The sequence below is a fragment of the Candidatus Gracilibacteria bacterium genome (assembly GCA_028687475.1).
Classification (GTDB): domain Bacteria; phylum Patescibacteriota; class Gracilibacteria; order BD1-5; family UBA2023; genus STC-74.
This window is the reverse complement of record JAQUAB010000001.1, coordinates 287,637-314,149: the sequence shown is the minus strand read 5'-3', so window position 1 is coordinate 314,149 and position 26,513 is coordinate 287,637. Positions and strand designations below refer to the sequence as shown.

Here is a 26,513-nt window from a genome sequence, read left to right as displayed (position 1 = left end):
ATTTTAGGACTCAGACTGATTTTGATAAGAAGAAGTGAACATATGATTTTCTTGCCATAATTCAATAACTGATTCTCATCAATGTCAGCAACGAACAAGTGATTGAGTTAATTTTTTCGTATCAATATGACCGATTCTTTCAGGGTAATATATTGCTATGAGATTTCCTAAATATTGCTCATTGAGAAGATATCGTATTCATGATTCTCCATAGATTGTGGCAAACTGTTTAAGTACTTCTTCCACTGGCTCTTCAGGAGATGCCATGATTTCTTCAAAAACTGATAAAAGCTTTAATGCTCACATTGATTCTCGAGTATTTCAATCAAAATATCACAAAGATGAATCATTTCTTACTCTATAAAGCTGTATACTCACTCTTCGTCTAACAATCGGACTTACTTTGGCTTCACCTGTGAGAACAGAAGTCAAAAAAGCAACTTCCTCAGGATATCGAGAAGTGAGGAATAGGGCTATACTTTCTGTATTATCTGGAACTGTTCGGAGATCTTGTAAGGATTTCTCTGGTGAAACCTCTCGAAAAGAGAACTTAAAAACTGAAGCAGTCATATTTCTTATTCCAAGTTATCTGCCGTTTTGCATAGTTCCGATTGTGTTGTTGAACTTCCGCGATACAGGCTTCAAGTGAGAGTTCTCAATGGAGATATTCTACCACTTCTTTGTATCCGATAGTAGCGAGTCCAAGGCAATCCGAACCGAACGTATTCGCAATATACTTAATCTCATCTATAAGTCAAGAAGTAAACATATTTTCTACACGTTTATTGATTCGTTCGTAGAGAATTGGTCTTTGGTCATCGGTGTATGGCGTGAGAAAAAGCGGTGCAAAACGGGCTTTCTTTTTGTCTTTTGATTCTCGTTTGGATTTTCCGGTCGCATGCCAGACCTCGAGTCCACGCATCACATAGCGAAAGTTATTCACTTCGAGTTCATGCGCATATTCAGGATCGACACTTTCGAGCATTTTCCAGAGAACTTCATTTCCTTCTTCGAGTCGGATTTTCTCGAGTTTTTCTCGATATTCCCAATCAGGCTTTGTATCAGGATACGCCATCTCATAGAGAATCCCATCGATATAGAGTCATGTTCCGCCGCAGAGAATTGGGATTTTCCCTTGTTGTTGGATTTTTTCGACTATCGGAAGTCCCATGTTCACAAAATCTACGACCGAGAATTTCACAGTTGGATCAATCACATCGAGCATATGATGAGGAATACCTTGCATTTCTTCTCTGGTGATTTTCCCAGTTCCGATATCCATATGTCGATATATTTGCCGAGAATCGACAGAGATGATTTCTGTGTTCAGGTATTTTGCCACATCGAGAGAAAGTGCCGTTTTACCACAAGCGGTTGGTCCATAGATGACGATAATCTTCGGAAGTTCCGTTTCTACTCAGAGAAATGTATCGAGTTTTTGTTTTATGGATTCGTTCATATTCGTACACGCAGAGAATATTCTTTTTTGATGGAGTTGATATATTTATCGAGGTCTTCCACAAGTCCGATGAATATCGAGAAAAGTGGAACTCCTATAAGTAGTCCAATCAATCCGAAAAAGTGTTCTGAAATCGTGAGAATCAGGAAAGTAATGAAGACGGGAAAATGTACGTACGAAGACACGATTTTTGGGTTCAGATAATATGCTTCGACAGCATGAACTACTCCCAGCATGACGAGAACTCAGAGAACTGAAGAGAGTCAGCCATATCCGTAGGCGATGATGATAATTGGTATTCCTGAGATAATCGTACCAAAAACCGGAATGAAACCAAAAATAAATACTACAAGTGCGAGCGTGATAATATAAGGAAATGATCATCCACCATGCATAAAACTAATAACAATCAATCCCAAGACAGTGAGAATCGAATTTACCAGCGCGATAATAGACTGTGCACGGAAGATGACACCGAATCCAACACCGATTTTTTTCGCGACAATCGCATATTCATCGTAGAAAAAAGCAAAATTGCCTTTACGGATTTTTCAGAGAAAGGTTCCGATTTTCTTCCGTTCGATGATGAATATATACGAGAGTGCGAGTCCAATAAAGAACTTCATGAGAATGAGTCCTCCGCTAGTTATATTCGTGAGGATAAATTGACCAACAGATTCGAGATTTTTCGAGCTGAAAATATTCTGCGTGAGTTCTTCTAGTCCGAGATCGATCGTCGTACTTTCTTGGATTTTGTTGATAATTTCTTGTCATTGGCTCGCAATAATTGGAGCTTTTCATACAAATTCTCGAACATCTTCAGCAATTTTCGGAACAATATTGATGAAGATAAAGGTAACCATAGTGATAAAAATCACATAGAGAATGCTTACGACGATATTGGTAGTAGCGTATTTTGCAGCGATTTTATGTCGTGTATCATTTTTCCCTTTTTCGCCCCAGTCATGGATATGGGATGCGATACTTTCTGCAGCTTCGAGAAATATATACGCACAGATAAATATGATGAAAAACAGGGCAAGGAAGTCTGAGAGTGACCAGGCGATGAGTCCAAGAAGAGCATAGGCAATGACTTTCTCGAAAAATTTCTCGGAAAATATAATAGGAAGAAGTGTGCGAATCATATTTCTTTTTAGGTAAAGATGAAGAGGAATAGATACATTCTATAGAAAACCTTTCTAAACGCAAAAAATCCCAAAAAGAGATTTAAATACACTTTAAGAGATTTTGGCAGGTTTCTTCTTATAATTGCAAGAAAAAGGGATTTCTCCGCTCCGTTTCACTTCGGTCGAAATGACAAAAAGGTGTATTTATGAACATTTTTAGAATACATCATCGACGTTCAGATTCGCTGTTCCTCATTCTTCGAGTCGAGTTTCCACTTTCCACTTTCATCCGAAAAGCTTCTCGAGTGCTTCAGTGATAGCATTTTTGGTCTTCGGAGTATCGACGCGTCCATGATTCCATGATTTCGAGAAAATCAGGACAAGTGTATTATTATCCTGGAGTTGGAATCGAGCGGTTTTGAGGTCGGTCATGAGTGCCGCATTCTCCGTGCGGAAATGAGCAATGAGGGCAGGGAAGGAGAATGATGAAATAGTGGGTTGGTCAGATGGTGGGTTGGTAGGTTGATTTTTGCTTGTGTCATTGCGAGTGGAACGAAGCAATCCAGTGTCTCATAGTTTCTGTCATTCTCGGAGATAGTCAGTATACCCCTTGTGGGTAGAATCCCTTTGTTCCTGTCATTCCTGACTCGTTCAGGAATCCAGTGTTTTTGTCATTCCGAGCGAAGTCGAGGAATCTCTTGATACATTCCCCTTACTTTCGTGACCGAAAGTAACAAAGGTCTCGGGGGTGTCAACTCGATTTTGTACAGTTTCTTCTCAATCTTCTTTCTGGGGACGATTGCCACCCCCGAACCCCCGTCCTTCAGGAACAGGCGGAACTGTAGATTTTTTAGGAGATTCTACGTTTGAATTTTCATTTACGATTCTTTCTCCTCTTTTCACGATTTTGAGGAATGTAATCTCGATCAGCATCATGCCATCAGGAATGAGTTTGATTTTCGAATGTCATTCCATGAGAAGCGTGAATATGGCTTCGTATTCGAAAAAGTGGGCATCAGAAATATGCTCAAACATCAAATCTCGAAGACGATAGAGGAGCTGTTCGAAGAGTCCGCGCGCATCAATATGTCCAGTTCGGAGGTTTTCGATAACCGAGAGGATTCCTGCAATATCAGAGATTCGGAGTTTCTCGATAATATCATCGATAAAAGAATCCTCAATCAGTGCGAGTGTGTAGCGGATATGTTCCGCATGAACTTCTCAATCAATCGTATTCTGCTCAAGGAGTGTGAGAGCATCACGGAGTCCACCACGCGCCACGCGTGCGATGAGTTCGATGGCTTCTTTTTCGGCGGTGATATTCTCTGACTGGCAGACGAATTTGAGTCGAGCGATGATGTTTTCTGTGGTGATTTTTCGGAAGTCGAACCTCAGTGTACGGGAACGGATCGTCTCTGGGACTTTTTCTATTTCTGTTGTTGCGAGGATGAACTTCACATGAACTGGTGGTTCTTCGAGTGTCTTGAGAAGTGCATTGAATGCACCCGTTGAGAGCATATGAACCTCATCGATAATATAGACTTTGTATTTTCCTTGGTTCGGCTCGAAACGTGCTTTCTCGATGAGGTCACGGACGTTCTCGACACCGTTATTGCTCGCTCCATCGATCTCGATACAGTCGAGCATTGTTCCATTATCGAAGGCATGGCAATTCTCACATTCATGACACGGATTCCCATCACAGAGATTCGTGCAGTTGACTCATTTTGCAAGGATGCGCGCGCTCGTTGTCTTCCCAGTTCCACGAGATCCATGAAAAAGGTATGCATGGCCGACGCGGTCACTCTTCAGGCTATTTCTGAGAATGGTAGTGATATAGTCCTGTGAGATGACAGAATCCCAATCTCGGGGACGATATTTCGTATAGAGAGACAATGCTTCGCAAATTAATAATTAAAAATGAATAATGAAAAATCACAGAAATCCAAAAAATGGGAATTTACGCTTTTCATTCTATTACGAGTGCTACTATATGAAAAATGTGGGAAAAAACAAAAAAATCCCCTGACAATTCAGGAGATTTTGCGTTATAGAAAATTATTCAAATCTCTCAGCTTCCTCGACGGCATCATCGATGAATTCATTCACGAATCGACGCGATAGTATGAGAATGCCCATCCCGATAACGAGTGATGCGAATGCAGAAATATTCGGATTACTCGGAAAAAGATAGTGATCTGCGAGATTCCATACGCCTCGCCAGAAAAGAATCACTGCTGCACCAACGAAAAATGCTTCCAGTCGTTGGCGCCAGATATCACGAGGAGTTGGTTTGTGATGAAAGAGTCGGTGGAGAATCATAGAATAATACTAGCATATTGATACAAGAAATGCAAAAAACGAAATATACCGAAAAAATTGAATTTTCTTGGCTTCTTTCTATAATCAGCATCAAGTTACAGAGCAGTTTTCTTTTTTGTCATTCCGTAATGCAATGGAGGAATTCCTTTTTCCTGCAATTTATGAGAGATATACAACCAAAATCTCTTAAGATTTTTTGGAAGGGATACCTGCGGTATGACAAAACAAAGAATTCCTTGTAATCCCTCATAAATAATCTCTAAATTCTCATCCAATGATCGACATCAAAATCCTCCGCACCAATCCTGAACTTATCCGTGATAGTATCGCGAATCGCAATCTCAAGTTCGACCTCGACCGTCTCATCGCTGTAGACGAGGAGCGACTTGCCAAGCAACAAGAAGTCGAGACCCTTCAAGCGGTTCGCAACAAGGTATCGAAAGAAATCTCCGCTCTCAAGGATGCAACCGAGAAACAGGAAAAAATCGCTGAGATGAAAGAAGTAGGCGACAAAATCAAAGAAATGGAAACGAATCTCGCTGAGACAGAAGAGGAATACAAGCTCATGCTTGCATCACTTCCGAACTTCCTCGATCCGACGGCTGCCATCGGTCCAGATGATTCTGGAAACGTGGTTGAGTCAACTTTCGGAACTCCACGCAAGTTCGACTTCGCACCGAAGGCTCATTATGAGATCGGAGAAGCTCGCGAATGGATTGATATCGAAAAGGGTGCCGAAGTCTCTGGTGCACGTTTTTGGTACCTCAAGGGTGATCTCGTTCTCCTCCAGTTCGCTATCATGCAATATGTCATGAACGAGATGGTAAAAAAGGGATTCATGCCAGTTATCCCTCCATATCTCGTGCGCGAACCTGCCATGTATGGAACAGGATTCTTCCCGGCTGACCGATCACAGATATATGAGGTGAATCCAGGTGAAGACGACCTCTTCCTCATCGGAACGAGCGAAGTTCCTCTCACGAGCTATCATGGGAATGAGATTATCGATGTAGAAAACACTATCAAATACGTCGGATATTCTGCATGTTTCCGTCGCGAGGCAGGAACGTACGGGAAGGATATGAAAGGTATCCTCCGCGGACACCAGTTCGACAAGATCGAGATGGTCTGTTTCGCAAAACCTGAGGATTCTGCGAGTGTTCACAATGAGATGGTGGCTCTGGAGGAATCCATCTGGCAATCTCTCGGTATCCCATACCAGAAGCTCAATGTGTGTTCTGGAGACCTCGGAAATCCTGCCATGAAAAAGTACGACCTCGAGGCATGGATGCCAGCGCAGGACAAGTTCCGTGAGGTGACGAGCTGTTCCAATGTTGGTTCGTTCCAGTCTCGCCGTCTCGGTATCCGCTACCGCAACGCCGAAGGTAATCTCGACTACGTCCACACACTCAATGGTACCGTGATTGCGTTCTCTCGCTGTCTCATCGCCATCATCGAGAACTATCAGAATGAGGATATGACTGTGACGATTCCAGAAGTGCTCAGACCGTTTATGGGAGGAAGAGAAACAATTTAATTTTTAGTACTATAATTATGGAAATATTACAAGCTGCATTGGATGCATGGGTTCCACACTCAGGATTCGAAGTTTTATGACCGAAGATTGATACTATATCCCTAGATATACATAATTAGAATCAATACCAGGTTCTCTGATTATATTGGACACAAAAAAACAAATGGTACTGCGAGCTTGTGGTTTATAATTTTCTTAATAAATCTACCATTATACAAAACCAATTACTTTATAACTTTTTTTATGCCTTTCTCTGATATAAAAGCTGCATGGTTGCAAGATGCTGAATTCAAACATCTCTGAGATAATATAGGATCGAGATGAGAGTGATGTGTTAAGCCTCTTTGTACATCCACATGAAGAAGGGCTTATAACATGCTCATGTCTTCTATTCAAATTAACCGTCAAAAACAAATGCATCAGGAGGCTTGTGGTTTGTAATCGAAAATAATGTCCTTCCTCCTCAATCCCCATCTCAACCTCACCACTGTCCGCATCGAAACTAAGAGATATGTACTTGTTCCATTCTCGCTCGATGGAAGAGTGGATATTCATGAACTCACAGAAGAGTTTTGCAAGGTGAATAAGGATTTTTTTGTGAGCCCGTTTCTCCCGAATTATGAACAGGAAATTAAATTCCTTCAGAAAGTTATGCAAGATATAGAGGAAAAGAAAGTGTTGGAGTTATTTATTCTCGAAAAAAATACCAATCGATTTATTGGGTGTGTGGGACTCAATCGCATGGAAGAACATCGGATGAATATCTGACTCTGGATTCGTACCGATGAGCACGGGAAATGATATGCTACAGAAGTATATGTAGCCTTGATTAATTGGGCACAAGAGAATATCAGATATCGATTTCTCAGGCATGCACTCGATCCGAGGAATGAAGCGAGTCGAAAACTCGCACTGAAGTTCGGTGGTATACTCCAAGATGAGACGGATGAAAAGGAAGTGAGATTTACCATATTCTACTGCAGAACCAAAAATAATCCTCCCAAAATTGAGAGGATTATTTGTTATTTCTCGATGAGATTCATGAGTTCAGGAAGTTTATCGGTTGTGCCGCTGATAGTGAGTGCGCCAGTATTTCCAGTGACACTGTATCCGAGTTTTTCGATAGAAGGTCTCATATTCCCGAATCCACCACTTCCAGTCGTGGTGATAGTTCCATTCACTTTTCCATTATTGGAGTTGAATGAATAGTTCATATTGGAATTGTTCACACTACGGAATCCAGTGTATTGTCCATTGCCTTGAGGAGGAATATTTTGCATCATATCACCCATCTGTCGCATCATCCGATTGTGTCGGCGTTCCATATATTCCATCTGTCGATCGAACATATCCCAAGGATATCTCTCATAATTATCAGTATTTTCGAAGCGATTCGAATGATTCATAGAGTGATCATATCGCCCATAGTTCGCGAATCAGCCAAAAGAGCTGGTACGATATTCTCGGTATTCGTAATGTACTATGAGACTCGCGAGAAGGAGTGTAAGTCCGATGGAGATATACCAAGCAGGATGGAGCGAAGATACGGATTTCCATGATGTATGGTACCATTTTTTTGTATTTGCAGTGGGGGTTTCTGGTTTCTCCTGTACTTCTTCTGGAGATGTATTTTCTGTAGTCATAAAAAAGAAATTAAGAAATAATGTTCAGAATATATTTTACTGAGTTTAAGAGAACTTGAAAAACTCGCACTAAAGCGATGCGAGTTCTTTTTCGACTTTTGCGAGATCATCTTTCGCTTCTTTGTCATCAGGATTTTCCGCGAGATAGCTCTCGAGATAGGATTTTGTTTGTTCGAGCGTATGTCGTTTTTCTGCCTTTTCTGCTTCTGATTGACGCTTTTCGACACGTCGTTTTTCATATTTCTCGAGATCGATTCATTCGGGAAGATGTTTGGTATTGGCGGGGAGGATATTTTCTGGCGCATATGTCGGTGTGAAAAACCGATCCCACGTCGACCAAGGATTCCAGGCATTCCGAAAGAGACTGTTTGTGTCGTATTCAGGATTTTTGGTGACGAATTCTTGATAGGCATCGTAGTCATCAAAATCCTTCTGGAAAGTGTGGACTTTCCCGTTTACATTCGAACGGGAAATAATTCTTCATTTGAACATAGTGAGGAAAGTTAGAGAATAAATGCTGATTTTCGGAAGAAGTTCTTGAGACCAAATCTGTGGAAAATATTGTTCCGTTGGCAAGTGTATTTCTTCCTGAATTAGCACGTATATTATATATGTGCTAATTATAAAATCAAGAAAAAATAGATGACAAATAACAGAAATAATTTTATAGTAATTATTCATTTCCAAAGATATCATGATATGGTTGTTTTCTCTTTTTTTGTCTGAAAATGGTCTCTATAAGATTATTTCTATATCGAATTCTTGTTCCAAAAACAAAAAACCTCCAAATTTGGAGGTTTTTTTGAAGAGTAATTATACTTTTTTCACGAATTCTGTTCTGAGAACGAGTCCTTTTACTTCAGGAATATTCGCCGTGATCTCCTCTGGATCATCCGTAAGACGAATATTTTTAACTTTCGTTCCTTTTTTGAGCGTGACTTTTGTTCACTTCACAGCGAGCTCCTTCGTGAGCTGGATAGTGTCACCAGAGGCGAGTATGTTTCCGAATGCGTCTTTGACTTCGAGATTTTCTGACATAAAATAAAAATAGATAATAAAAATAATTTACCACACTCGACCGACCCAATGTCGTGAAAAAGCATATGCTGCCATCGCATCTTCGGGAGTCTCATGAACGAAGCTCATTGTATCTATTCTCCCGAGAGTTGAGAGATTAGAATCAAGAGAATGAGGATGAACTACAATTCAGTATGCCCTTTCTGCTAATTTTTTTCCAAGAATAGGTGATTCTAGATCCGAGCGACGTCGATCCATTCATTCAGGGATTTTCCAGAGCTTCCCATCTTCATCATAGAGCTGGTATGCTCCAGTTTTTATATCTGAGAAAGCAAGTGGAGTTATTCCATCTCTATGGAGATTCAGGAGCCTTGAGTATTCATCCCAGCTTTGGATCCATCAATCAGATTCTTCATGCGTTCGGTCAATTATTTCAGGCATATATGGTATTAAGAATATGTTTTTGAGTATAACCGATTTGCAAAAAATACAAATAATTCTACAATTCATCCATTATCTGAAAGAATATGCAACGTACGTTTTTTATCGGTGATGTTCATGGATGTTATGATGAGCTTCTCGAACTCTGTGAGAAGATCTGACTTCAAGATGAAGATCATCTGTATTTCACGGGGGATATTATCAACAAGTGACCGAAGTCACGGGAAGTTGTGGAATTCGTCAGAAATCGTCCGAATACGTGGAGCGTGATCGGGAATCATGAATATTTCGCATTCGCTGATGCGGTCGATGTAGACGCGATGCTTCATCTCGAATCTGGACATAAGACTTGGATCAAGAATTCATTACCGAAATTCTCTGATCTCCAGATAGAACTTGCAGAACATCGTGAGTGGATCCTTTCACTTCCAAAAATTATTGAGACGGATGATTTTATCCTTGTGCATGGTGGGTTCCATCCAGATCATGGTATCGATACACCGATCGAGATTGCGACACTGATTCGACTTCACGAAGAGAAGCCGTGGTATGATTTCTATACAGGAACGAAGAAAATCATCTATGGACATTGGGCGGTCGATGGGCTCAGAATACGAAAGAATACTATCGGACTCGATTCTGGATGTGTTTTCGGCGGGCATCTCACCGCATATTGTCTCGAATCAGAAGAGTATTGGCAAGTGCATGCGCATCACATCTACAAGATTCCAGCCGATTGGAAAGGGAAGATAGGGTATGTTTAGTTATATTTTCTCTCATGTTCCAATAGCCACTTTTTTCTCTCGATCCCTCATGCATATCCCGTGAGGGATTTGTTTTTGCCGATGACGCGATGGCAGGGAATGATGATAATAATCGGATTTCTATGATTCGCTCCACCGATAGCTCGCACGGCTTTCGGATTTCCGATCATAGTTGCTTGTTCGAGATAGTTTCGAGTTTCTCCGTAGGGAATCATCCGAAGCGCTTGCCAGGATTTTTCCTGGAAATCAGTTCCATAGAATTCTAGAGGAATAGAGAAAGTCTTCCGAATGCCTGCGAAATACTCTGAAAGTTCTTTCTTCGTTTGTGTAAGTATCAGATTTTCTCATTCTTGGATCGTGGAACTGAAAGATTTCTGGATATTTCGTTTTTTCTCTTCGAGTTCGTGAGAGTCACAGAAATCGAGCAATATGAGTGCATCGTCTTTCGCGATGGCAAAGAGATTTCCGATAGGACTCGGTATGGTCTGAGAGAAAAGTTGCATAGTTATCTGAGTTTCTGATTTTTCCATGTAGCTCACCAGATTTCTCCATCTTTTCTATAGAGTGTGAAATCTTCTCAGAGAGCGAGAATCTCTCCATCTACGATCCAATGAATCTCATCACTTCCATGATAAATAAGAAGCAGAGCAGATTGTGTTTTTATGAGAAGGTTTCCTTGATTCTCCATGATTCTAATCTCATCGAGCGATATATCAGGAAATGGAATCGTCCGTGTTCGTAGAGGATTATTCACATCGAGAAATGTGAGAAAAGTATTGATTCACCTTTTCCCAAAAACAAGGAGATTGGTGTCGGTTTGTTCAACATGTCGTATGGTATCTAGGGGAGTTCTGATATGATTCTTTTCTCCTGTGAGTGATATGAGTATCCCACTCTGAGTATAGTACCATTGGTTTTCTATAGAGATGAACTGAGAATTCTGATCGATCGTGATTCCACTCAGAGAAATATTTTTCTTGAATTTCATGTTTTCATATGGAATAATTCCGAGTTTTGTGCGTATGTATTGTTTTTCGATATCGAGCACGCCCGTGAAGAGTTTGCCCTCGGACGATATGGCTTCTGCTTTTTTCGGACACAAAAGAATCAGATGCTTCACGAGCACGGTATTATTACATTTCTTCACGAAAGATTCCCAAGAATCATTCTCTTCTGTGACCCAAGATCGTGTCAAAAGATCATACGAAACAATCGTATTCCCAGAGAGAAAACGTCATTCTCCGATTGGAGTTGTGTTTCATGATCCGATCAGGATTCCTGTGGAGAAATCTCATTCAAAAAGAAGAATTCCGCTCGCACTATTGGCTGTCCATGTATTGGTGTCAATCTTGGATATTTGAGTGAGCTCCTTTTTGTAGAGAGCATACCTTGGCGTTGGCATCAGATTGATCGCATCGATGTAGTATGGTTTTTCTCGATTGATGGCGAAATGAAAAACTCCAGGAAGATATCATTCGCCACTAATGGTGAGCGTATAATCACCATAATCGACCATTTTTTTCTCATCATTTCCATAAGGATTGTTGTTGAGAACGAGTGAACTCGTATTGGGAATACTCTTCACATTCACGATGCCGAAGGAGCGAATCGTCACGCCTCATTCTTCACCACTCACGCTCTCTGTTCCGAGAATATGCGTCAATCGGAAGTCAACACTCGGATAATATCCCTGAAAAAAGAAATACAAAAATCCCGCAAATACAAAAACAACGAGCCAAAATATTCTGGCAGCGACTCGTTTCGCACGGATTTCTTCTTGATAGGATTGGATCATAATTATTTTCGTGTCATTTTCTGAGTGGTATCGAAGTTATCGATGCGTTTTCCGAAGAAAAGTCGAACTTGACTCTCGATAGCAGGAATAGAAAAAAGAGTAAGCGTGAGAATAGGAACCGCTATCCACTGGACGAGATTATAGAGATAATCCCAAAAACGAAAATGCGTATATCGGCGCATAATATGGATCGAGAGAATACTCGGAAATACGACCGTCGCAAACAGTACAGTGAATATGATCGATGTGGCAATCGGAACAGTGAATGCAGCGAGTGAATGATCGATAGTATAGAAAATCCCTGGAACATATCCGATGAAGAAGAGCATGAATGGTCCACCAGCCCAGAAAAGATGATTATACACCAGATAAATCGTCTTTCGGATTTTCTCAGCACGAGGAATCTTCGGATCATCGAAAAATGCAGGAATCACATATTCTACATCACTACAACCCCACGACCAACGACGAAGTTGCTTGTATTGGGAGCGAACCGTACGATAGAGATTCGTCTCATCGACGAGATCCATTTTGCATATTGCTGGTGTATTCACGGTACGAAAAATTCCATGCCATCCGAAATAACTTCTCCAGTATTGCATTCCATCTTCCACGATAGAAGTTTTCGACCAATAATTCGCTTGCTTGAGACAGAGGAGAGACTGTCCATAGACCGCGAAGTTGCGATAGAATTCTGGATTCTGAGATTCGAAGAACTGCCACATCGTTGTCCCGAAGCCAATAATTCGCGTGAAAAATCGTCCTTCACGCCAGTTGTTCGAATAGACAGGCATATATTGGTATATGGCGTGATCGCGACAATCGGTCGTGAGAAATGTATAGGTCACAATCGAGAAAAACCGATCTTCAACAATCGTATCCGTATCAATCGTCGAGACAAAAGTATGTGCTGGATCGAGTTGCACCATGGATTCATACGTCTGGATCGCATAGGTGATATTCGCTCACTTCACTCGTCATTCATCAGGAAGTCCATCAGGATGCACAATATTTACTATCTTCATTCCCTTATTCCCGTGTTCTCGAATGATTCGTTCTGCATATTCCGTGGCAGTTGGAACGCGAGATTCTGTCGCGAGAAGGATAGTAACATTTCTCGGATACATGTATTCGTTCGCGAGGAGTGCCAACACATTTTCTTCGATGACATCGTATGGTTCTGTATATATGGGAACAATGACGATATGTCGGAGGTGTTTTCCTCACTTTCGGATGATAGGATTGCTTTTGTAGCATTCTTTCTCGATCTTCAGGAGCCTGAGATACGACTTCAACACGTAGAAATACGACTCGAACACCTTCACGGTCCAATACGAAATATAGAGTGCGATAAAGAAGAGTCCTGTCTGATAGTGGACTTCCATCAGAATGAGTGGAAGGAGAAAGATTCCAATCAGGGAAAGAAGGGGAATTTTTGGGAGCCAATATGTGAGATTGAGGTACTTGCGCATTGGCCGACATTATAAGAAAAGAAAAAAATTTGCAATCAAGAAAATCAATATATAATGAAAAACATGACTACTACTATATCGCTTGACATTCCACAATCACCACATGCAAAGGATATTCAAGATGCACTTCCATATTTTGTGCGATTTTCTCATTCTCATCCCGAGGAGATGGAGGATATCATCCTTGGTATGCGTATGCGAGAGACCGATGATGAGCCTACTATCAGTCTTGCAGATTTTCTTCGTTCATCATGAGAGTAGAGATCAAAAGAACATTCGAAAAAGATTTTGCTCGAATTCCCCATTCCGTTAGACCAAAAGTAACGGAATTTTTACTACAGATTTCTGAAGCTTCTCATATCCAAGAAATATACGATATCAAGAAACTTGTTGGATTCAAAGGATTTTATCGTGCCAGAATCGGAGATTATCGTATTGGTTTCCGATATCTCGATGAGATTATCATTGTTGATCGAGTTCTCCATAGGAAGGACATCTATCGCAACTATCCATAGAAAATTCTGTTACAGAGATGCTCTATTTTTGTTTTTTTCTGCTTTTTCTGTAGACTTTTTCGACAATCCATTTTTCTTATCCTATGCAATATACTCTTACTTATGCGGACTCATCGATCACCGTGTCCTCTCTCGGAGCAGAGCTCCAATCCCTCCAGAGATGATGAACGGAATACCTCTACCAGAAAAAAGAAGGATTCTGGCAGCGACAATCTCCTGTTCTTTTTCCGATTGTTGGGTGACTTCGTGATGGGAAATATATGCATAATAACAAAGAATATATACTTTCCCAGCATGGATTCGCACGGGATAGGGAATTCACATTGATTCAAGATGCAAGATGCAAGATGCAAAATGAAGACAGTAATATCCCTGTCATTGCGAGTGAAAGCAAAACAATCCATCTTCCAGGAAATTCTCTCACTTTCCAACTCGTTTCCGATGAGCAAACACGATCGAAATATCCATTCGATTTCGCATTGACGATTACCTATATATTGAACGAATCCTGACTTCGTGTCGAATATTCAGTCAGAAATACGGGAAATGAACCACTTCTGTTCTCGATCGGCTGACATCCAGCGTTTGTGATAGAGAGTATCGATGAGTGTAGTATCAGATTCGAAGGAGAGAAAGATACACTCATCGTGGATCGTCTCGAGAAATGACTTCTGGCTTCTTCTTTTGTCATTCCGACGAAGGAGGAATCCCTTTCTCCTCAAATTATGAGTGAAAATATATCTGGTTCTCAAAAAGTGAATCTGGAAGAGATCTCTGACGAGATGACAAAAAAACATGAATATAGTCTTCTACTCTCGGAATCATTCTTCGAAAAAGATGCGATGATATTCCGTGAACTCCATTCTCAGAGAATCACACTTCAGAAAAAGAACCAAAAAACCCTCGAATTCGATCGAGGGAATTTCCCACACTTCGCTCTCTGGAAACAACCGAATGCTCCGTTCCTCTGTCTCGAGCCATGGCAATGATACGCGGATAGTGTTGATGCTACAGGAATCCTCTCGGAAAAACTGGGAATCATATCGCTTGGGGTAGGGGAGAATATGGATTTCTGGTGGGGGGTGGGTGTATAGTTTTACTAGGAAGAATATTGCTTCTTAATAATCTTTATAGCTTCCTCATAAGCTTCTCTGTTAGTTATGAACTTCCTATCAAAGAAATAAAATAATGCTATTTTATATTTTGGTAATTCTAAAAATATAAAGTCATTCGTTTTATGAAAGAAATGAAATCATTGATTCTTTGTTTTAAATAAAACTAAGGAATTAATCTTGGAAGTTTTATTTTTTACTGAAATATTTTTTAGAGCCTTCCGAAATAATGTGAGTATTTTTGATGGGGAATCTTCGCTTGCCATTATGGCAATAGGGAGATTTCTTAAATATGGTATAAAGTCACTTCAAGAATATTTAAGAAATTTTCTTCGCATATCGAGAATCTGGAACTTATATTCGATAACTTCTAGCCAACAAATTATATCACCAATTTCTTCGTCATTTAAATCAAATGCAATATCTTTATATTTCTCAAATAACCTTTTTATATACCTTTCGAGAGAACTTAAAATTTCCGAATTGCAATATTTACAGGCTTTTATGGTTGTTTTATTGTATGTCTGTTCGGAATTATTTATGGTTGTAATAAAGAATTTCTTTGAACATCATTCGAATACCCACTTTGGTAAAACGTGTTCCTTACTTAGATTATCATCAGTTCCACAAAACATACAGATTTCTTTGCGCCCAGCTTTTTTATAGAGATTAATATGATTTACATCAATAAAATTAGTGATTTTCTGAGAATTTTTTCTTATCTGAGTTCGTAGTTGAACTAAATTCTTTTTAATTTCCATAGCATGAGTATATAGAAAATTTATTTTATGAAAATTGGCTCAAGAAAATTACTCACTTTTTGTCTTAGGAAATATTCTCTTCGGTGCCACAGGAACAAATGGCTTTGGATTCGGTTTCGGAGATGTCGATTCTATTATTGCGGTCCTACAGTGAAACAATATCGATGAGCTGATCCGTTTTCTCACTGGATTGCGTAGTTCTGTTCGAGGTCGACTCGTACTCATTCCGTCGCGAAAATAAATACGTATCATTGAGAGTTAGGACACGCAAAATAACTTCAGTATTTGTACATATAACAAAGTGGCCATATTCCTATGCGGTCTTTTGGAGAAGTGCCCGCATATTGTTTTATAATAGGTTCCATAGTTTGATCCCAAGTAAAACCGTTTGGATAATCTTTACATTCATGAGTAAACCCTTGTGTGTTTAGAAGTAATGGAGAAAATTGAGGATAATCTCCATGATCAGTAGAGTATGTTAATATGGCTGTATTGATAGTTTTTGCTCAAGTAAAACGCGTAGCGTCGTGCGCCCTCTTAATATATCCAGTAACTGATGGGAAGAGTACTCATGCAAGAATACCTATGATAGCGATGACTATCATGAGTTCTACGAGAGTGAATCATTTTTTTCGAATCATATTAGACGAACAAAAAAGGGTAAACTACTGCCACGATGTTTACCACAACACACGACACTTTTGTACCAAAAAGATACAAAGAGCAGGCAAATAGTTTACCCATTTATACCGTCTGATACAAAAAAGAGTGTCGAGAATGTGTTGTGGTGCTTCAATTATAGATGTTCCATGAATTTTGCAACTAAAAGTCTCCATTTGTATTATTGTTGTACTATAATGAATCTGTGAGAAAACAATAATATTTTGTATTGATATTTTTCTCCTTTTGCTTTTTCCTGTTTTTTCTATACATTTTCGGTATGAAAAACATATTTCTCCAACATAACTTCGATCTTTCCCATGAAGAACTCGAACAATTCCAGAAGTTTCTCTCGCTTTTTATGGAGTATAATTCTCATACCAATCTCTCTGCGATTCGCGATGAAGCAGGAATTATAGAGAAACATTTCGTCGATTCGCTCTATGGCGCAGCAGCAGTGGAACTTCATGGTCGGATTCTCGACATCGGTTCTGGATGAGGTTTTCCAGGGATTCCATTGAAGATTATTGCACCTGATTTACGGATTACTTTACTCGATTCTGTAGGAAAAAAGGTGAAGGCAATGAATCATTTCGTAGAGAATCTCGGTCTCACAGGAATCACCGCTATCCAAGAACGTGCAGAAGTGCTCGCGAAAAATCCAGAACACAAGGCTCAGTATGATTTTGTCGTCTCGCGTGCGACAGCATATATGACAGAGATTCTCACGTGGGCGGAACCATTTCTCGCGAAATCAGGGAAAATCATCCTCTACAAGATGCCATCGGAAGATGAGAAAAAGGATATTCTCAAAGTGACTAAGCGACTGAATCTTGTATTGGAAGGGGAAATGGAATATGAACTTGCTGGTAAGGAGCGGATTATTTACGTATTTTCGAGAAAATAACCGATCCAGATTTATAACTCTTTCTATTTAATTTGTAGCATGGAAACATACCAAGATTTTTTTCGATGATTTAGGAAATATACAGATTCACAACAATTCCAATGATATCCATTTGTTCGATATATTGTCGATCGTATTCTCGATGAGCGAAATGCGAATACGAATAGTCGGTTCTCGAAGTTACTAGATCAGAAGAGGATGTTTTCCATCGGTGATGTTCCTTATATGTATCGATTTCATATCGAGAGACTCACTCGAGAACAAGTCCAAGAATTACTCTCGGAGCTTGATTCACCGAGAAATAAAAGCACAGGACTAAATAATACTCTTGACGCTGAGAGGCGTTTGGTAATGTTTGCATTGAGATATTTTCTCACTTCAATAGAAGAGCTTCCTGATTTCCTGAAAAAATCAGAATAAAAGACCTCCAATATTTGCAAAATAAAAAAATATGTGTTAGGATAATTTTACATTTTATCTCTAATAATTATTCATATGAAACAACATATTGAACAGTTCCATGCGAAACACAACGTCCGTCCATATACTCTGATTCTTCTCGGACTTCTTGCGGTTACCAATAATGCTCTTGCAGCTGCAAGCCTCATTCAATTCTAAAAATTCATAAACTAAAGAATTCAAGAATTATCTCCGAAAGGAGATTTTTTTGTTTTCCGTTTTTTCATATTCCAGAGAACTCTTTTAGATTAGACATTATTTTTATGGATTTGGAAGTCATCTTTTCTTGAAATGAAAACGGTTTTTTATATACTCAACCGAGTATTTAGCATTTACCTTTTTCTATTTATGGCTTCCAACAATTTGTTCCAAGATATTCCTGTAGGAAAAACTCTTGCAGTTGCATGGGTTCTCTTTACTTCTCTCTTTTTCTTGTACTTTGTTTCATATCCTCTCATCGAGAGATCCAAGCTCGATGCAGCGGCACAAGCTGGTTACAACAATGGATATGGTGCAGCGGTGAATATGGCAATGTCTTCATTCAGTGGTAACGTTCTCCAGAATGGTTACAACAATGGATATGGAACAGCTGTTACGCAACTTGCTCAGGCTCTCGAGAAACAATACCAAGATGGTTGTACAGAAGCAGTTCCTGTCACTATTGGAACTGGATCTGTAGGTATCGTGAGTGTAGATTGTCTCCAGAAAAATATGAATTCCGCTTCGGGGGCTACAGAACCAACCAAAAAATAATAGATTCCAAATAAAGCTTTAAAAAAAATCTATAATTCCGAAAATCTCCCACTGGTCATGGGAGATTTTTCTATCTCAGTACCATCAAAAAATGATTATAAATATTATTGAGCAGAATAAATGATTTTTCTAAAAAACTTTTGACAAGTGAAGACGTTTTTATAGAATGCGTGAGCTTCGTTCATCGAAGACACGTGCGGGTGTAGCTCAATGGCTAGAGTCTCTGCCTTCCAAGCAGACTGTTGTGGGTTCGAGTCCCATCGCCCGCTCCATTTTTTCTGAATCAACCAGAGTTAGTGTTTGGATTCTTAGAAAACAAAACATTTCTAGATTCTGAATTCTAATTCCTTTTTTTAAGGGCGTATAGCTCAGCTGGTTAGAGCGCGACACTGATAATGTCGAGGTCCCTGGTTCAAGTCCAGGTACGCCCACCATCTATCGTTTCAGAAGCATAATTTTCGGAGACTGGCGCAATTGGCTAGCGCACATGCTTTGGGAGCATGGGGTTGCGAGTTCGAGTCTCGCGTCTCCGACCATTTCAGTTCAGAAAAGTTAAAGTACATTTGTCCCTCACTAGATCGCGTCCGAAAGGATTCTCATTCGAGCATGGCGATATCGTCTAGTGGTTAGGACAGCGGGTTTTCATCCCGTAAACCGGAGTTCGATTCTCCGTATCGCTACCATCATCTCGTGAGGGACAAATATACTTTTTAGAAAGAGCTTATTCTCAATAGGCTCTTTTTTGTTGTCCTGAGAAATCCGCAATATTCGGACTTTTTTAATTTCATTTAAACTATATTCTATATAGTCACATTTCGTTATATTATAAATTTCTTCATTATGTCAAAACCTTCATATTCACTTGTTGTCAAAACCTTCATATTCACTATTGTTATCGGACTTGTATGTCTCTCATTTCTTGCTTCTTGTACTTTTGGTGGACCACAAGGGTGAGATCAGACTACTTCTTCAGATTCCTCTGTCACAGATTCTTCGACTTCTTCAGTGGAGATTCAAGCTACTCCTGTAGAGAGTTCCATCACAACATCTTCTTCTGTAGAGAGTTCTACCACCCCAACAACAACTACAAAAACGGTTTCATATGCAAGTCCATCTCATCATGGAAGTACAACTACACAATTTTCTGTGACGACTCAGGATGGAGTTATCACCGCTGCAAGTGCCACATTCCAGTCAGGAGATCATGATGATCAGAAATATCAGAGTGCTTTTTCTCGAAGTATTGCTTCTGCGGTTGTAGGAAAAAAGACAAGTGAACTGAATCTCGATGTTGTTGGGTGAGCCTCTCTCACGACTGCCGCTTTCGAACAGTTCGTGAACGGCATCTAAAAACTCAGAATAAAAATTGATTTATTTTATAAAGTCTTTATACTCGCGTTTGTGAGTATTTTTTAACACCCATTTTATGAAATCATCGGCTCTCCTTCCACTAGTTCTCTTGGCATCAATCTCTACACTTGCATCTTGTACTCATCCGAATGAGATGTCTTCTATTTCAGGAGAAAGAAATATTCCCATCTCGACGTGAACTTCGTCTCCTGATATGCTTTCAGGTTCAGAATCTACCTCGTCTGCAACGGCAATGACCACGACTCGTGTGGTGCAATATCGATCTCCAGCGGGCATGGACGACGTAGAGTTTTCTGTGACCGTTGAGAATGGCATCATCACAGCAGCATCTTCTCGGACACTTGCTACCAATGATGGTTCCAAATATAACCAAGATAATTTTGCATCAGGAGTTTCTGGAAAAGTCGTCGGAAAATCAGTGAAAGATTTTTCTATAGATACGATTGGCGGGGCCTCTCTCACGACTGCCGCCTTCGAGAAATTCATTCAATCACTCTAGTGTATGTATTGTTTTGATCTTGATATTATTGGGACGCATCTTTTGATTCGATTGGAGTCTTCTTCGCCGACTTCGGTGGATGAAGATTTTTTACTGATAGAAAAACGATTAAAAGATTTTGAACAGAATTTTTCTCGTTTTATTCCCGGGAATTGGCTCCATAATCTCAACATTTCTCGAAAAGGAATTCTCGATGAAGATGCTGTCCGTATGCTTTCATTCGCACTCAAAGTAGCGCAGAAAACGGATGGATATTTCGATCCGACGATTGGGAAAAGACTACGAGATCTTGGTTATGGGAATCGAGAAACGGAAATTCGGAAAAGTGAAAATATTTTTGATGATATTCTCTCAAGTTCAGAGACGAAAGGTGGAGGAGATTATCGCGATATTTTTCTGCAGGAGAAAAGTATCACTCTCGGAAAAGATATTGAGCTCGAATTTGGTGGAGTAGGGAAGGGATACTTGATCGATGTTCTGAAAGAAATCCTCGAAAAATATCCACGATTTCTCATCAACTTTTGAGGTGATCTTTTTGGTCGAGGTGGTTGGAAAGTAGGATTGGAGAGTCCATTTTCGAGTGAGGAGATTGTCGGAACATATATATTGGATGAGAGCTTCTTGGCTTGTAGCGCTGGTACGAAGCGAAAATGGGGGAATAGTCATCATCTTGTCAATCCAAAGACTGGAGAATCTGCGAAGGATGTCGTTGCGACTTATATCGAAGGAACTTCTGGAATCTGTGTAGATAGTTATGCGACCGCACTTTCTGTGATGCCATGGGAAATGGCATGTGAGATGCTCGAGAATATTCCTGAGATTGAAGGCGTTTTGGTGCGATATGATGGTACTTTTTATCAGTCGAAGATGAGCAAATCGGAATTATTCTTATAAATAGAAAATCGCCCATAGAATGAGCGATTTATATTATCTGGAGAGATCCTTCGGTTTCACCTCAGGATAATATCTTTCTTCACCAATCGTACTTCGTACTCTTGGGGAAAGATATTATTTTCCTTTCTTCCCGAATCCGAGCTTGACCATCATCATCTTGAACATGTGTTCAGCCCAACGTGGAGGAATACGACCTTTTCCATAGAGCATATAACTATCGAGAATTTTTTTCCAGTATGCATTGTATCTATTGTGCCATACGATATCAGTACCATTTTCTGGTTTGAAGTAGATGTTTGAGTAGACACATCCTGCTTCACCGCCACCCATATTCATGATACAATAGACTTCTGGAGTGTATTTGAGAACTTCGCCCGTTCCAGTTACTTCCTTCATGAGAGCGGAAGTGGCAATATCAGCTTGCATCATCGCGAGGTGACCGAGTTTTGGCTGAGTCATCGCATTGAGATCACCAGCCGCGAAGATATTTGGATAGTCGAGATGACGCATCTCTTCATTGGTTGGCATGAATCATTTCTCATCACCAAGACCAGAATCGATAAGAACCTGGTGTCCCTTGTAGACAGGAATCATGATCACCATATCCGCAGGAAGTTCTGTTCCGTCTTCGAATTTGATTCCTTCTTTTGTGATTTCTTTGGCTACTTTCGAGAGGTGTAGAGGAATATTCTTCATGCTCATGAGTCCACCGACAGCACCACGAACATCATTTCCGATATCTTCGAAGAAAATCTCTCCTGGCGTGAAGACGTCGATAGTTGTCTTCTCGCGGAGTCCTTTCTCAGAGAGAAGATGATGCAACATGAACATAGATTCACCGATTGGTCCTTCACATGGAGCCTGGAACGGAGGACAAGACACGCGAGTTCCCCATTTTGACTGGGCAGAACCGATGACGATTTTTCCACCTTGGAAGTTTTCTACGGCTTTGGCGAGCTTCTCTGCATGAACATCGTCACAGACAGAATATCCGAATTCTTCGTGACCAGGAATAGCGTTGAAATCCTTATGTGCACCCATGGTGACAAAAAGATAATCATAACTGAGAGTTTCGCCATTTTCGAGTGCGACTGTTTGAGCTTTCGGATCGATGAGTTTTACAGCAGATTGTATGAATGTATGACCATTTTTTTCGATAACGCCTTTGAGTTCGAAACTTGCTTCCGCAATATCTTTTCCATCGTAAGCAATCTCAGGAAGTACAGGTTTGAGGAGCATAGAACTTCGTTTATCGACCACTGTGATTTCGAATTGTTTTTTGCACGCGAGATTCCGAAAAGTACGAATTCCTGCAAAACCAGAACCGAGAATGACAACTTTTTCCTTGTTCATAATGAGAGAGGAGTAAAAAATAAAGTACATATATATTGTCGCATTTCATGAGAAAAAGCAAACATTCTCTTGTCTTTTTGTATATTTTCCCTTGAGAAAAAATCTTTCTCCATTCTAAATAAAAATACCCCATGGATTATAGGGTATTAGACTTTACTCGAGAAATGAACTCAAGAAATCTTGGAATTCTCATCGAGCGTTCGGACAAGGACAGACATGATATTCTGATATATCGTGTTCAGCAGCGATTTCTCGATATTCGATGTCGAGCTCGAATTTCGTCTCGCTGTTGTCGATGGTGAACGAGAGTGGGAAGATGATTACTTTTTTCCCAGAGAGTTCTCCGAGTTTCTCATGAAGTGAAGGTCATATCCACTTCATCGGGCCCACGCGTGACTGATAGGCGAGATGGATTCCTGAGAAATGTATGTTTCTTTCTCTGAGATTTCTCGTGAGGATTGCTACATGATCTTCGATCTGGGATTGGTAAGGATCTCATTTTTTCACGATTTTCTCTGGAAGTCCGTGCGCTGAGAAAACGAGTTCGTATTCGTTTTTGTCATTCTCCTTTGGAGAATCTCTTTCTGTCTGAGATAATATTCCCCTGATAATTTCAATGATAATATTGTTGTATCTTTCGTTTCTATAAAAAGGTTCGATGATACGAACGGCGATTGTGTTCTCAGATACTCTGGATGCTTCACTTCGCTCTGCTTCATTCAGAATAACAGGAACGAGTCTCGCTTTTCTCATTGTATCGAGAAATGAATCAACACTCGACTTCACTGTCGTGGTGGAATAGTGAGGATAGAGCGGAAAAAGAGTAATTTCCTGGATTCACTTTTCTCGGAGTTCTTCGATGACTTCATTATTCGTCGGGTGAGTATAAGTCATCACCGAACGCACCAATATATCTTCGTGTTGATTCTGGAGATTCTTCACGAGTTCATCGGTGATGGCAGGAAGGGGAGAACCACCGATTTTCTCATAGTTCGCCCATGAGGCATCGAGGCGCTTTTTCGTGATGAATCGCGCGAGAAGTCCACGGAAAAAATCACTCCGAATCGTGAGGATATTCGGATCGCGGAACATATTCAGGAGAAACATTTCGAGTTCTGTCTTGGTGGTGGCACCACCCATATTCATGAGGATGAGGGATTTGTTGGGCATGGAGAGATTGTAGAGTTTTTTACTCTATCTGAAACTTTACAACAGATAAAAGTATTGACAGATAATTATAATTGTATATAAATAACATATATTTCTATAATTTTATTATATGAACGATACTCCAGACTTAGGATGATGCTACGACGCGGTAGCAGAATACAATCTTCCTTATATCCCCTTTGCATTGATACAGAAGTGAGCAAATGATAGAATGAGAGAAATTATATCTATGGAACAACAGGACGATCAATATGATAATCGTGAACTAACTGAACTTGTATTGCATCACATGAATCTTGGAGGAAGATTTCTCGATATTATTTGACATCAGCTTAGTAAACAATGACAATATGAAGATGCAATCTCATTCTATGATCTATCGGTGCTATCATATCGTCAGAAGTGACTGAATCCCGATTATAGATGATTAATGAATGGGGGTGTTGCTTGTATCGAATCCAAAGAGTATCAACAATCTGTAAACTTGTTGATACAGGCCATAGAGAGTCCTTATATCCCAGAGGAAGCTAAGTGGGTATGTTATAGTAATCTTTGATTAGCTTATCTTCATCTTTGAGAATATGAAAAAGCTATAACTTTCTTTACTGAAGCACTTAATGATCCTTACTTTCCAGAAAACCAAAGCCCTCTTGTTCATATAATGTTGGTAGGATCCTGCCTTGCAGCAGGACGGCATATCACTACAGGTGACGAATAGCTCGTATTGTTAACATCTTCCACCAACTTGCTTTGGTGGTTTTTTTATCCTCGATAACTCTTCACCGCATTCACAAATGCTTTCGCATGCTCTACCGGGATATCTGGGAGTATACCATGACCGAGATTGACGATGTATCGGTCAGTGCCAAATCGGCGAATCATCTCGTGGACTTCTTGCTCGATTTGTTCTGGTGGGAGATAGAGATGACTTGGGTCGAAGTTTCATTGAAGAGTGATATTTCCTCCTGTCATTTTCCTTGCTTCTTCTGGTGTGATAGTCCAGTCAATCCCGATTCCATTCGCGCGAGTTCGGGAGAGTTCTGTAAGCGCGTAGTTGCTGCCTTTTGGGAAGAGAATAACAGGGATGATATCTGCCAATTCATCAGCAATCCGAGTCAGATAGGGAAGTGCGAAAAGTCGGAAATCCTCAGGAGAGAGAAGTCCGCTCCAGCTATCGAAAACCTGTACCACATCCACTCCAGCCGTTACCTGATTTTTCAGATATGCAATTGTGATATCAGTGATTTTCTCGAGAAGTGCATGAGCGAGTGCTGGTTCTGTGAGACAGAACTTCTTCGCTTTATCGAACGTCTTGCTTCCTTTTCCCTCGACCATGTAACAGAGAAGGGTGAACGGTGCACCCGCGAATCAGATAAGTGGGATTCATCTTTTTTCTAGTTCTCATTTCGTCAGACGAATAGCATCATAGACATATCTGAGATTATCCGCTGCATTCGATGAGAGTTTCTCGATGTCTTCTTTCGTTCGGATAGTATTCGGGAGAAATGGTCATTTGTTTTCGATGAGTTCAACCGTGAGTCCCATCGCTTGTGGTACGACGAGAATATCAGAAAAAAGAATCGCCGCATCTACTCCGAGGATATCGACGGGCTGAAGTGTGATGGCAGTTGCGAGTTCTGGAGTCTGAACTCGAGTGAAGAAATCATACTTGTCTCGGAGTTCGCGATATTCAGGAAGAAATCGTCCCGCTTGGCGCATGCACCAGACGGGTGGACGTATTACTGATTCTCAATTGAGGGCTTGAAGAAGGAGTGGTTTTGTATTCATTATGGTTGAGCAAAATGGGCTATAACAGTTTCTAGCATATTTTCTTCACTCGATTCCGCTATAGTGATGACATTCTCGAAAAAAAGTCTGCGAAGATGAATAGTTGTGGTATTGCCGATCGAGAAAATCAGGGCCTCAGGATCAAGTGAGTTCTCAACGAGAAATGCATCTACTTGGGATGGACTCCAGAAAAGCATTGCATCGAGTGTTTCTACTTTTCTTGGTTTTGGGATTTTCTCATAGACTTCGAGAATTTGTATTGCAATATGTGCTTCTGAGAGTTCTCTTTCGAGCTCATTTCTGCGGATATTGCTCGTCACATGGAGGACAGATTCTGGCGCCGAATCGATAATGATGATTCCGAGATTGCTCGCATCGCGTGCAGTTCCGACCACGTCGAGTCATGCTTTTTTCGCTTCATCTGCGGTTATTCCTTCGATTGCGAAAGCTTGTTTCTGTGAAAGTTCTGGAATAATTCCTTCGATTGATCGCACGGCATTCTGACTCGTGAATACGAGAGGAGAAATATTTTTCTTCAGGATTTCTGTCTTGTGCGCATCGAGCGTATGCTGAATCTCGACAAAATCATAATCTTCGATAGAAAATCCGAGTTTCTCGAGTTTTTCTTTGTTTTCTGGTTTCAGCCTTCGCGTACTGATGAGATGAATGGGTTGATTCATAGAAGAAAAATAAA

31 protein-coding genes and 4 tRNA genes are annotated in these 26,513 nt (G+C 40.4%); 17 read left to right on the top strand and 18 right to left on the bottom strand.

The window, feature by feature from the left end; all coding sequences use genetic code 25:
- Window positions 1–3: 3 nt before the first annotated feature.
- From PHY14_01600 to PHY14_01580, 5 genes are all read right to left on the bottom strand, one after another.
- Entirely contained in the window at window positions 4–570 is a 567-nt protein-coding gene (locus tag PHY14_01600) for a hypothetical protein (protein ID MDD2693604.1), read from the bottom strand.
- Entirely contained in the window at window positions 551–1,459 is a 909-nt protein-coding gene (gene miaA / locus PHY14_01595) for a tRNA (adenosine(37)-N6)-dimethylallyltransferase MiaA (protein ID MDD2693603.1), read from the bottom strand. The genes PHY14_01600 and miaA overlap by 20 nt, the downstream gene beginning before the upstream one ends.
- Window positions 1,444–2,604 (bottom strand): AI-2E family transporter, encoded by a 1,161-nt coding sequence (locus PHY14_01590; protein MDD2693602.1) that lies wholly within the window; start codon window positions 2,602–2,604, stop codon window positions 1,444–1,446. Before PHY14_01590 ends, miaA begins: the two co-directional genes overlap by 16 nt.
- A gap of 198 nt (window positions 2,605–2,802) precedes the next feature.
- Window positions 2,803–4,482: a DNA polymerase III subunit gamma/tau gene (dnaX, locus tag PHY14_01585; GenBank protein MDD2693601.1), complete on the bottom strand. Its 1,680-nt coding sequence runs from the start codon at window positions 4,480–4,482 to the stop codon at window positions 2,803–2,805.
- 162 nt (window positions 4,483–4,644) lie between these two features.
- Window positions 4,645–4,908, bottom strand: a complete 264-nt coding sequence (locus tag PHY14_01580; protein ID MDD2693600.1) for a hypothetical protein — start codon at window positions 4,906–4,908, stop codon at window positions 4,645–4,647.
- Between the two features lie 274 nt (window positions 4,909–5,182).
- Here PHY14_01580 and serS point away from each other — a divergent pair, with 274 nt between their 5' ends.
- Window positions 5,183–6,445, top strand: a complete 1,263-nt coding sequence (gene serS / locus PHY14_01575) for a serine--tRNA ligase (protein ID MDD2693599.1) — start codon at window positions 5,183–5,185, stop codon at window positions 6,443–6,445.
- Between the two features lie 1,022 nt (window positions 6,446–7,467).
- On the opposite strand, the gene PHY14_01570 is transcribed toward serS, so the two are convergent.
- The 4 genes from PHY14_01570 to PHY14_01555 form a co-directional block, all read right to left on the bottom strand.
- Complete coding sequence (locus tag PHY14_01570; protein MDD2693598.1) at window positions 7,468–8,088, bottom strand: hypothetical protein; 621 nt, start codon at window positions 8,086–8,088, stop codon at window positions 7,468–7,470.
- A 69-nt stretch (window positions 8,089–8,157) separates the two neighbouring features.
- On the bottom strand, window positions 8,158–8,580 hold the full coding sequence (locus PHY14_01565) for a hypothetical protein (GenBank protein ID MDD2693597.1): 423 nt from the start codon (window positions 8,578–8,580) through the stop codon (window positions 8,158–8,160).
- Window positions 8,581–8,901: 321 nt separating this feature from the next.
- On the bottom strand, window positions 8,902–9,126 hold the full coding sequence (locus PHY14_01560; protein ID MDD2693596.1) for an alkylphosphonate utilization protein: 225 nt from the start codon (window positions 9,124–9,126) through the stop codon (window positions 8,902–8,904).
- Window positions 9,127–9,153: 27 nt separating this feature from the next.
- Window positions 9,154–9,546 carry a hypothetical protein gene (locus PHY14_01555; GenBank protein ID MDD2693595.1) on the bottom strand — a complete coding sequence of 131 codons (393 nt, stop codon included), beginning with the start codon at window positions 9,544–9,546 and terminating at the stop codon, window positions 9,154–9,156.
- Between the two features lie 86 nt (window positions 9,547–9,632).
- Here PHY14_01555 and PHY14_01550 point away from each other — a divergent pair, with 86 nt between their 5' ends.
- Window positions 9,633–10,310 (top strand): metallophosphoesterase, encoded by a 678-nt coding sequence (locus PHY14_01550; protein MDD2693594.1) that lies wholly within the window; start codon window positions 9,633–9,635, stop codon window positions 10,308–10,310.
- On the opposite strand, the gene PHY14_01545 is transcribed toward PHY14_01550, so the two are convergent.
- Genes PHY14_01545 through PHY14_01535 form a run of 3 tightly spaced genes read right to left on the bottom strand, consistent with a single transcriptional unit; the run spans window position 10,307 to window position 13,577 of the window.
- Complete coding sequence (locus PHY14_01545) at window positions 10,307–10,813, bottom strand: methylated-DNA--[protein]-cysteine S-methyltransferase (protein MDD2693593.1); 507 nt, start codon at window positions 10,811–10,813, stop codon at window positions 10,307–10,309. The genes PHY14_01550 and PHY14_01545 overlap by 4 nt on opposite strands.
- A gap of 2 nt (window positions 10,814–10,815) precedes the next feature.
- On the bottom strand, window positions 10,816–12,105 hold the full coding sequence (locus PHY14_01540; GenBank protein ID MDD2693592.1) for a hypothetical protein: 1,290 nt from the start codon (window positions 12,103–12,105) through the stop codon (window positions 10,816–10,818).
- 2 nt (window positions 12,106–12,107) lie between these two features.
- Window positions 12,108–13,577 carry a glycosyltransferase family 2 protein gene (locus PHY14_01535; GenBank protein MDD2693591.1) on the bottom strand — a complete coding sequence of 490 codons (1,470 nt, stop codon included), beginning with the start codon at window positions 13,575–13,577 and terminating at the stop codon, window positions 12,108–12,110.
- 63 nt (window positions 13,578–13,640) lie between these two features.
- Here PHY14_01535 and PHY14_01530 point away from each other — a divergent pair, with 63 nt between their 5' ends.
- From PHY14_01530 to PHY14_01520, 3 genes are all read left to right on the top strand, one after another.
- Window positions 13,641–13,838, top strand: coding sequence for a hypothetical protein (locus PHY14_01530; GenBank protein ID MDD2693590.1), 198 nt, complete (start codon window positions 13,641–13,643; stop codon window positions 13,836–13,838).
- A complete protein-coding gene (locus PHY14_01525) occupies window positions 13,829–14,092 on the top strand; it encodes a type II toxin-antitoxin system RelE/ParE family toxin (GenBank protein MDD2693589.1) in 264 nt (87 codons plus the stop codon). The genes PHY14_01530 and PHY14_01525 overlap by 10 nt, the downstream gene beginning before the upstream one ends.
- An 83-nt stretch (window positions 14,093–14,175) precedes the next feature.
- The gene (locus tag PHY14_01520) at window positions 14,176–15,186 is read left to right on the top strand and encodes an aldose 1-epimerase family protein (GenBank protein MDD2693588.1); all 1,011 of its coding nucleotides are present in this window, start codon (window positions 14,176–14,178) and stop codon (window positions 15,184–15,186) included.
- A 5-nt stretch (window positions 15,187–15,191) separates the two neighbouring features.
- Here the strand turns inward: PHY14_01520 and PHY14_01515 are convergent, their stop codons facing one another.
- Entirely contained in the window at window positions 15,192–15,839 is a 648-nt protein-coding gene (locus PHY14_01515; protein MDD2693587.1) for a hypothetical protein, read from the bottom strand.
- Between the two features lie 260 nt (window positions 15,840–16,099).
- Window positions 16,100–16,606, bottom strand: a complete 507-nt coding sequence (locus PHY14_01510; protein ID MDD2693586.1) for a type II secretion system protein — start codon at window positions 16,604–16,606, stop codon at window positions 16,100–16,102.
- 299 nt (window positions 16,607–16,905) lie between these two features.
- Here PHY14_01510 and rsmG point away from each other — a divergent pair, with 299 nt between their 5' ends.
- The 11 genes from rsmG to PHY14_01455 all read left to right on the top strand — a co-directional run bounded on the left by rsmG (window position 16,906) and on the right by PHY14_01455 (window position 21,508).
- Window positions 16,906–17,532, top strand: a complete 627-nt coding sequence (gene rsmG / locus PHY14_01505; GenBank protein ID MDD2693585.1) for a 16S rRNA (guanine(527)-N(7))-methyltransferase RsmG — start codon at window positions 16,906–16,908, stop codon at window positions 17,530–17,532.
- Between the two features lie 39 nt (window positions 17,533–17,571).
- The gene (locus tag PHY14_01500) at window positions 17,572–17,952 is read left to right on the top strand and encodes a hypothetical protein (GenBank protein ID MDD2693584.1); all 381 of its coding nucleotides are present in this window, start codon (window positions 17,572–17,574) and stop codon (window positions 17,950–17,952) included.
- A gap of 75 nt (window positions 17,953–18,027) precedes the next feature.
- Complete coding sequence (locus tag PHY14_01495) at window positions 18,028–18,150, top strand: hypothetical protein (GenBank protein ID MDD2693583.1); 123 nt, start codon at window positions 18,028–18,030, stop codon at window positions 18,148–18,150.
- A 189-nt stretch (window positions 18,151–18,339) separates the two neighbouring features.
- A complete protein-coding gene (locus PHY14_01490) occupies window positions 18,340–18,744 on the top strand; it encodes a hypothetical protein (protein ID MDD2693582.1) in 405 nt (134 codons plus the stop codon).
- Between the two features lie 196 nt (window positions 18,745–18,940).
- Window positions 18,941–19,016, top strand: a tRNA-Gly gene (locus PHY14_01485).
- 85 nt (window positions 19,017–19,101) lie between these two features.
- A tRNA-Ile gene (locus tag PHY14_01480) sits at window positions 19,102–19,178 on the top strand.
- 25 nt (window positions 19,179–19,203) lie between these two features.
- Window positions 19,204–19,280: transfer RNA gene (locus PHY14_01475), tRNA-Pro, on the top strand.
- 72 nt (window positions 19,281–19,352) lie between these two features.
- Window positions 19,353–19,427 (top strand) — tRNA-Glu (locus PHY14_01470).
- 157 nt (window positions 19,428–19,584) lie between these two features.
- Window positions 19,585–20,094: a hypothetical protein gene (locus PHY14_01465; protein ID MDD2693581.1), complete on the top strand. Its 510-nt coding sequence runs from the start codon at window positions 19,585–19,587 to the stop codon at window positions 20,092–20,094.
- A 76-nt stretch (window positions 20,095–20,170) separates the two neighbouring features.
- On the top strand, window positions 20,171–20,614 hold the full coding sequence (locus PHY14_01460; GenBank protein MDD2693580.1) for a hypothetical protein: 444 nt from the start codon (window positions 20,171–20,173) through the stop codon (window positions 20,612–20,614).
- A 3-nt stretch (window positions 20,615–20,617) separates the two neighbouring features.
- Window positions 20,618–21,508 (top strand): FAD:protein FMN transferase, encoded by an 891-nt coding sequence (locus tag PHY14_01455; GenBank protein ID MDD2693579.1) that lies wholly within the window; start codon window positions 20,618–20,620, stop codon window positions 21,506–21,508.
- Window positions 21,509–21,622: 114 nt separating this feature from the next.
- Here the strand turns inward: PHY14_01455 and PHY14_01450 are convergent, their stop codons facing one another.
- Together PHY14_01450 and hemH are read right to left on the bottom strand one after the other, a co-directional pair.
- Entirely contained in the window at window positions 21,623–22,861 is a 1,239-nt protein-coding gene (locus PHY14_01450; protein ID MDD2693578.1) for an FAD-dependent oxidoreductase, read from the bottom strand.
- Between the two features lie 153 nt (window positions 22,862–23,014).
- Window positions 23,015–24,031, bottom strand: a complete 1,017-nt coding sequence (gene hemH, locus PHY14_01445; protein MDD2693577.1) for a ferrochelatase — start codon at window positions 24,029–24,031, stop codon at window positions 23,015–23,017.
- 109 nt (window positions 24,032–24,140) lie between these two features.
- On the opposite strand from hemH, the gene PHY14_01440 reads away from it, so the two are divergent.
- Window positions 24,141–24,749: a tetratricopeptide repeat protein gene (locus PHY14_01440; protein ID MDD2693576.1), complete on the top strand. Its 609-nt coding sequence runs from the start codon at window positions 24,141–24,143 to the stop codon at window positions 24,747–24,749.
- A 44-nt stretch (window positions 24,750–24,793) separates the two neighbouring features.
- Here the strand turns inward: PHY14_01440 and hemE are convergent, their stop codons facing one another.
- The gene (gene hemE, locus PHY14_01435; protein MDD2693575.1) at window positions 24,794–25,819 is read right to left on the bottom strand and encodes a uroporphyrinogen decarboxylase; all 1,026 of its coding nucleotides are present in this window, start codon (window positions 25,817–25,819) and stop codon (window positions 24,794–24,796) included.
- A complete protein-coding gene (locus tag PHY14_01430; protein ID MDD2693574.1) occupies window positions 25,819–26,499 on the bottom strand; it encodes a uroporphyrinogen-III synthase in 681 nt (226 codons plus the stop codon). Before PHY14_01430 ends, hemE begins: the two co-directional genes overlap by 1 nt.
- Between the last annotated feature and the right edge of the window lie 14 nt (window positions 26,500–26,513).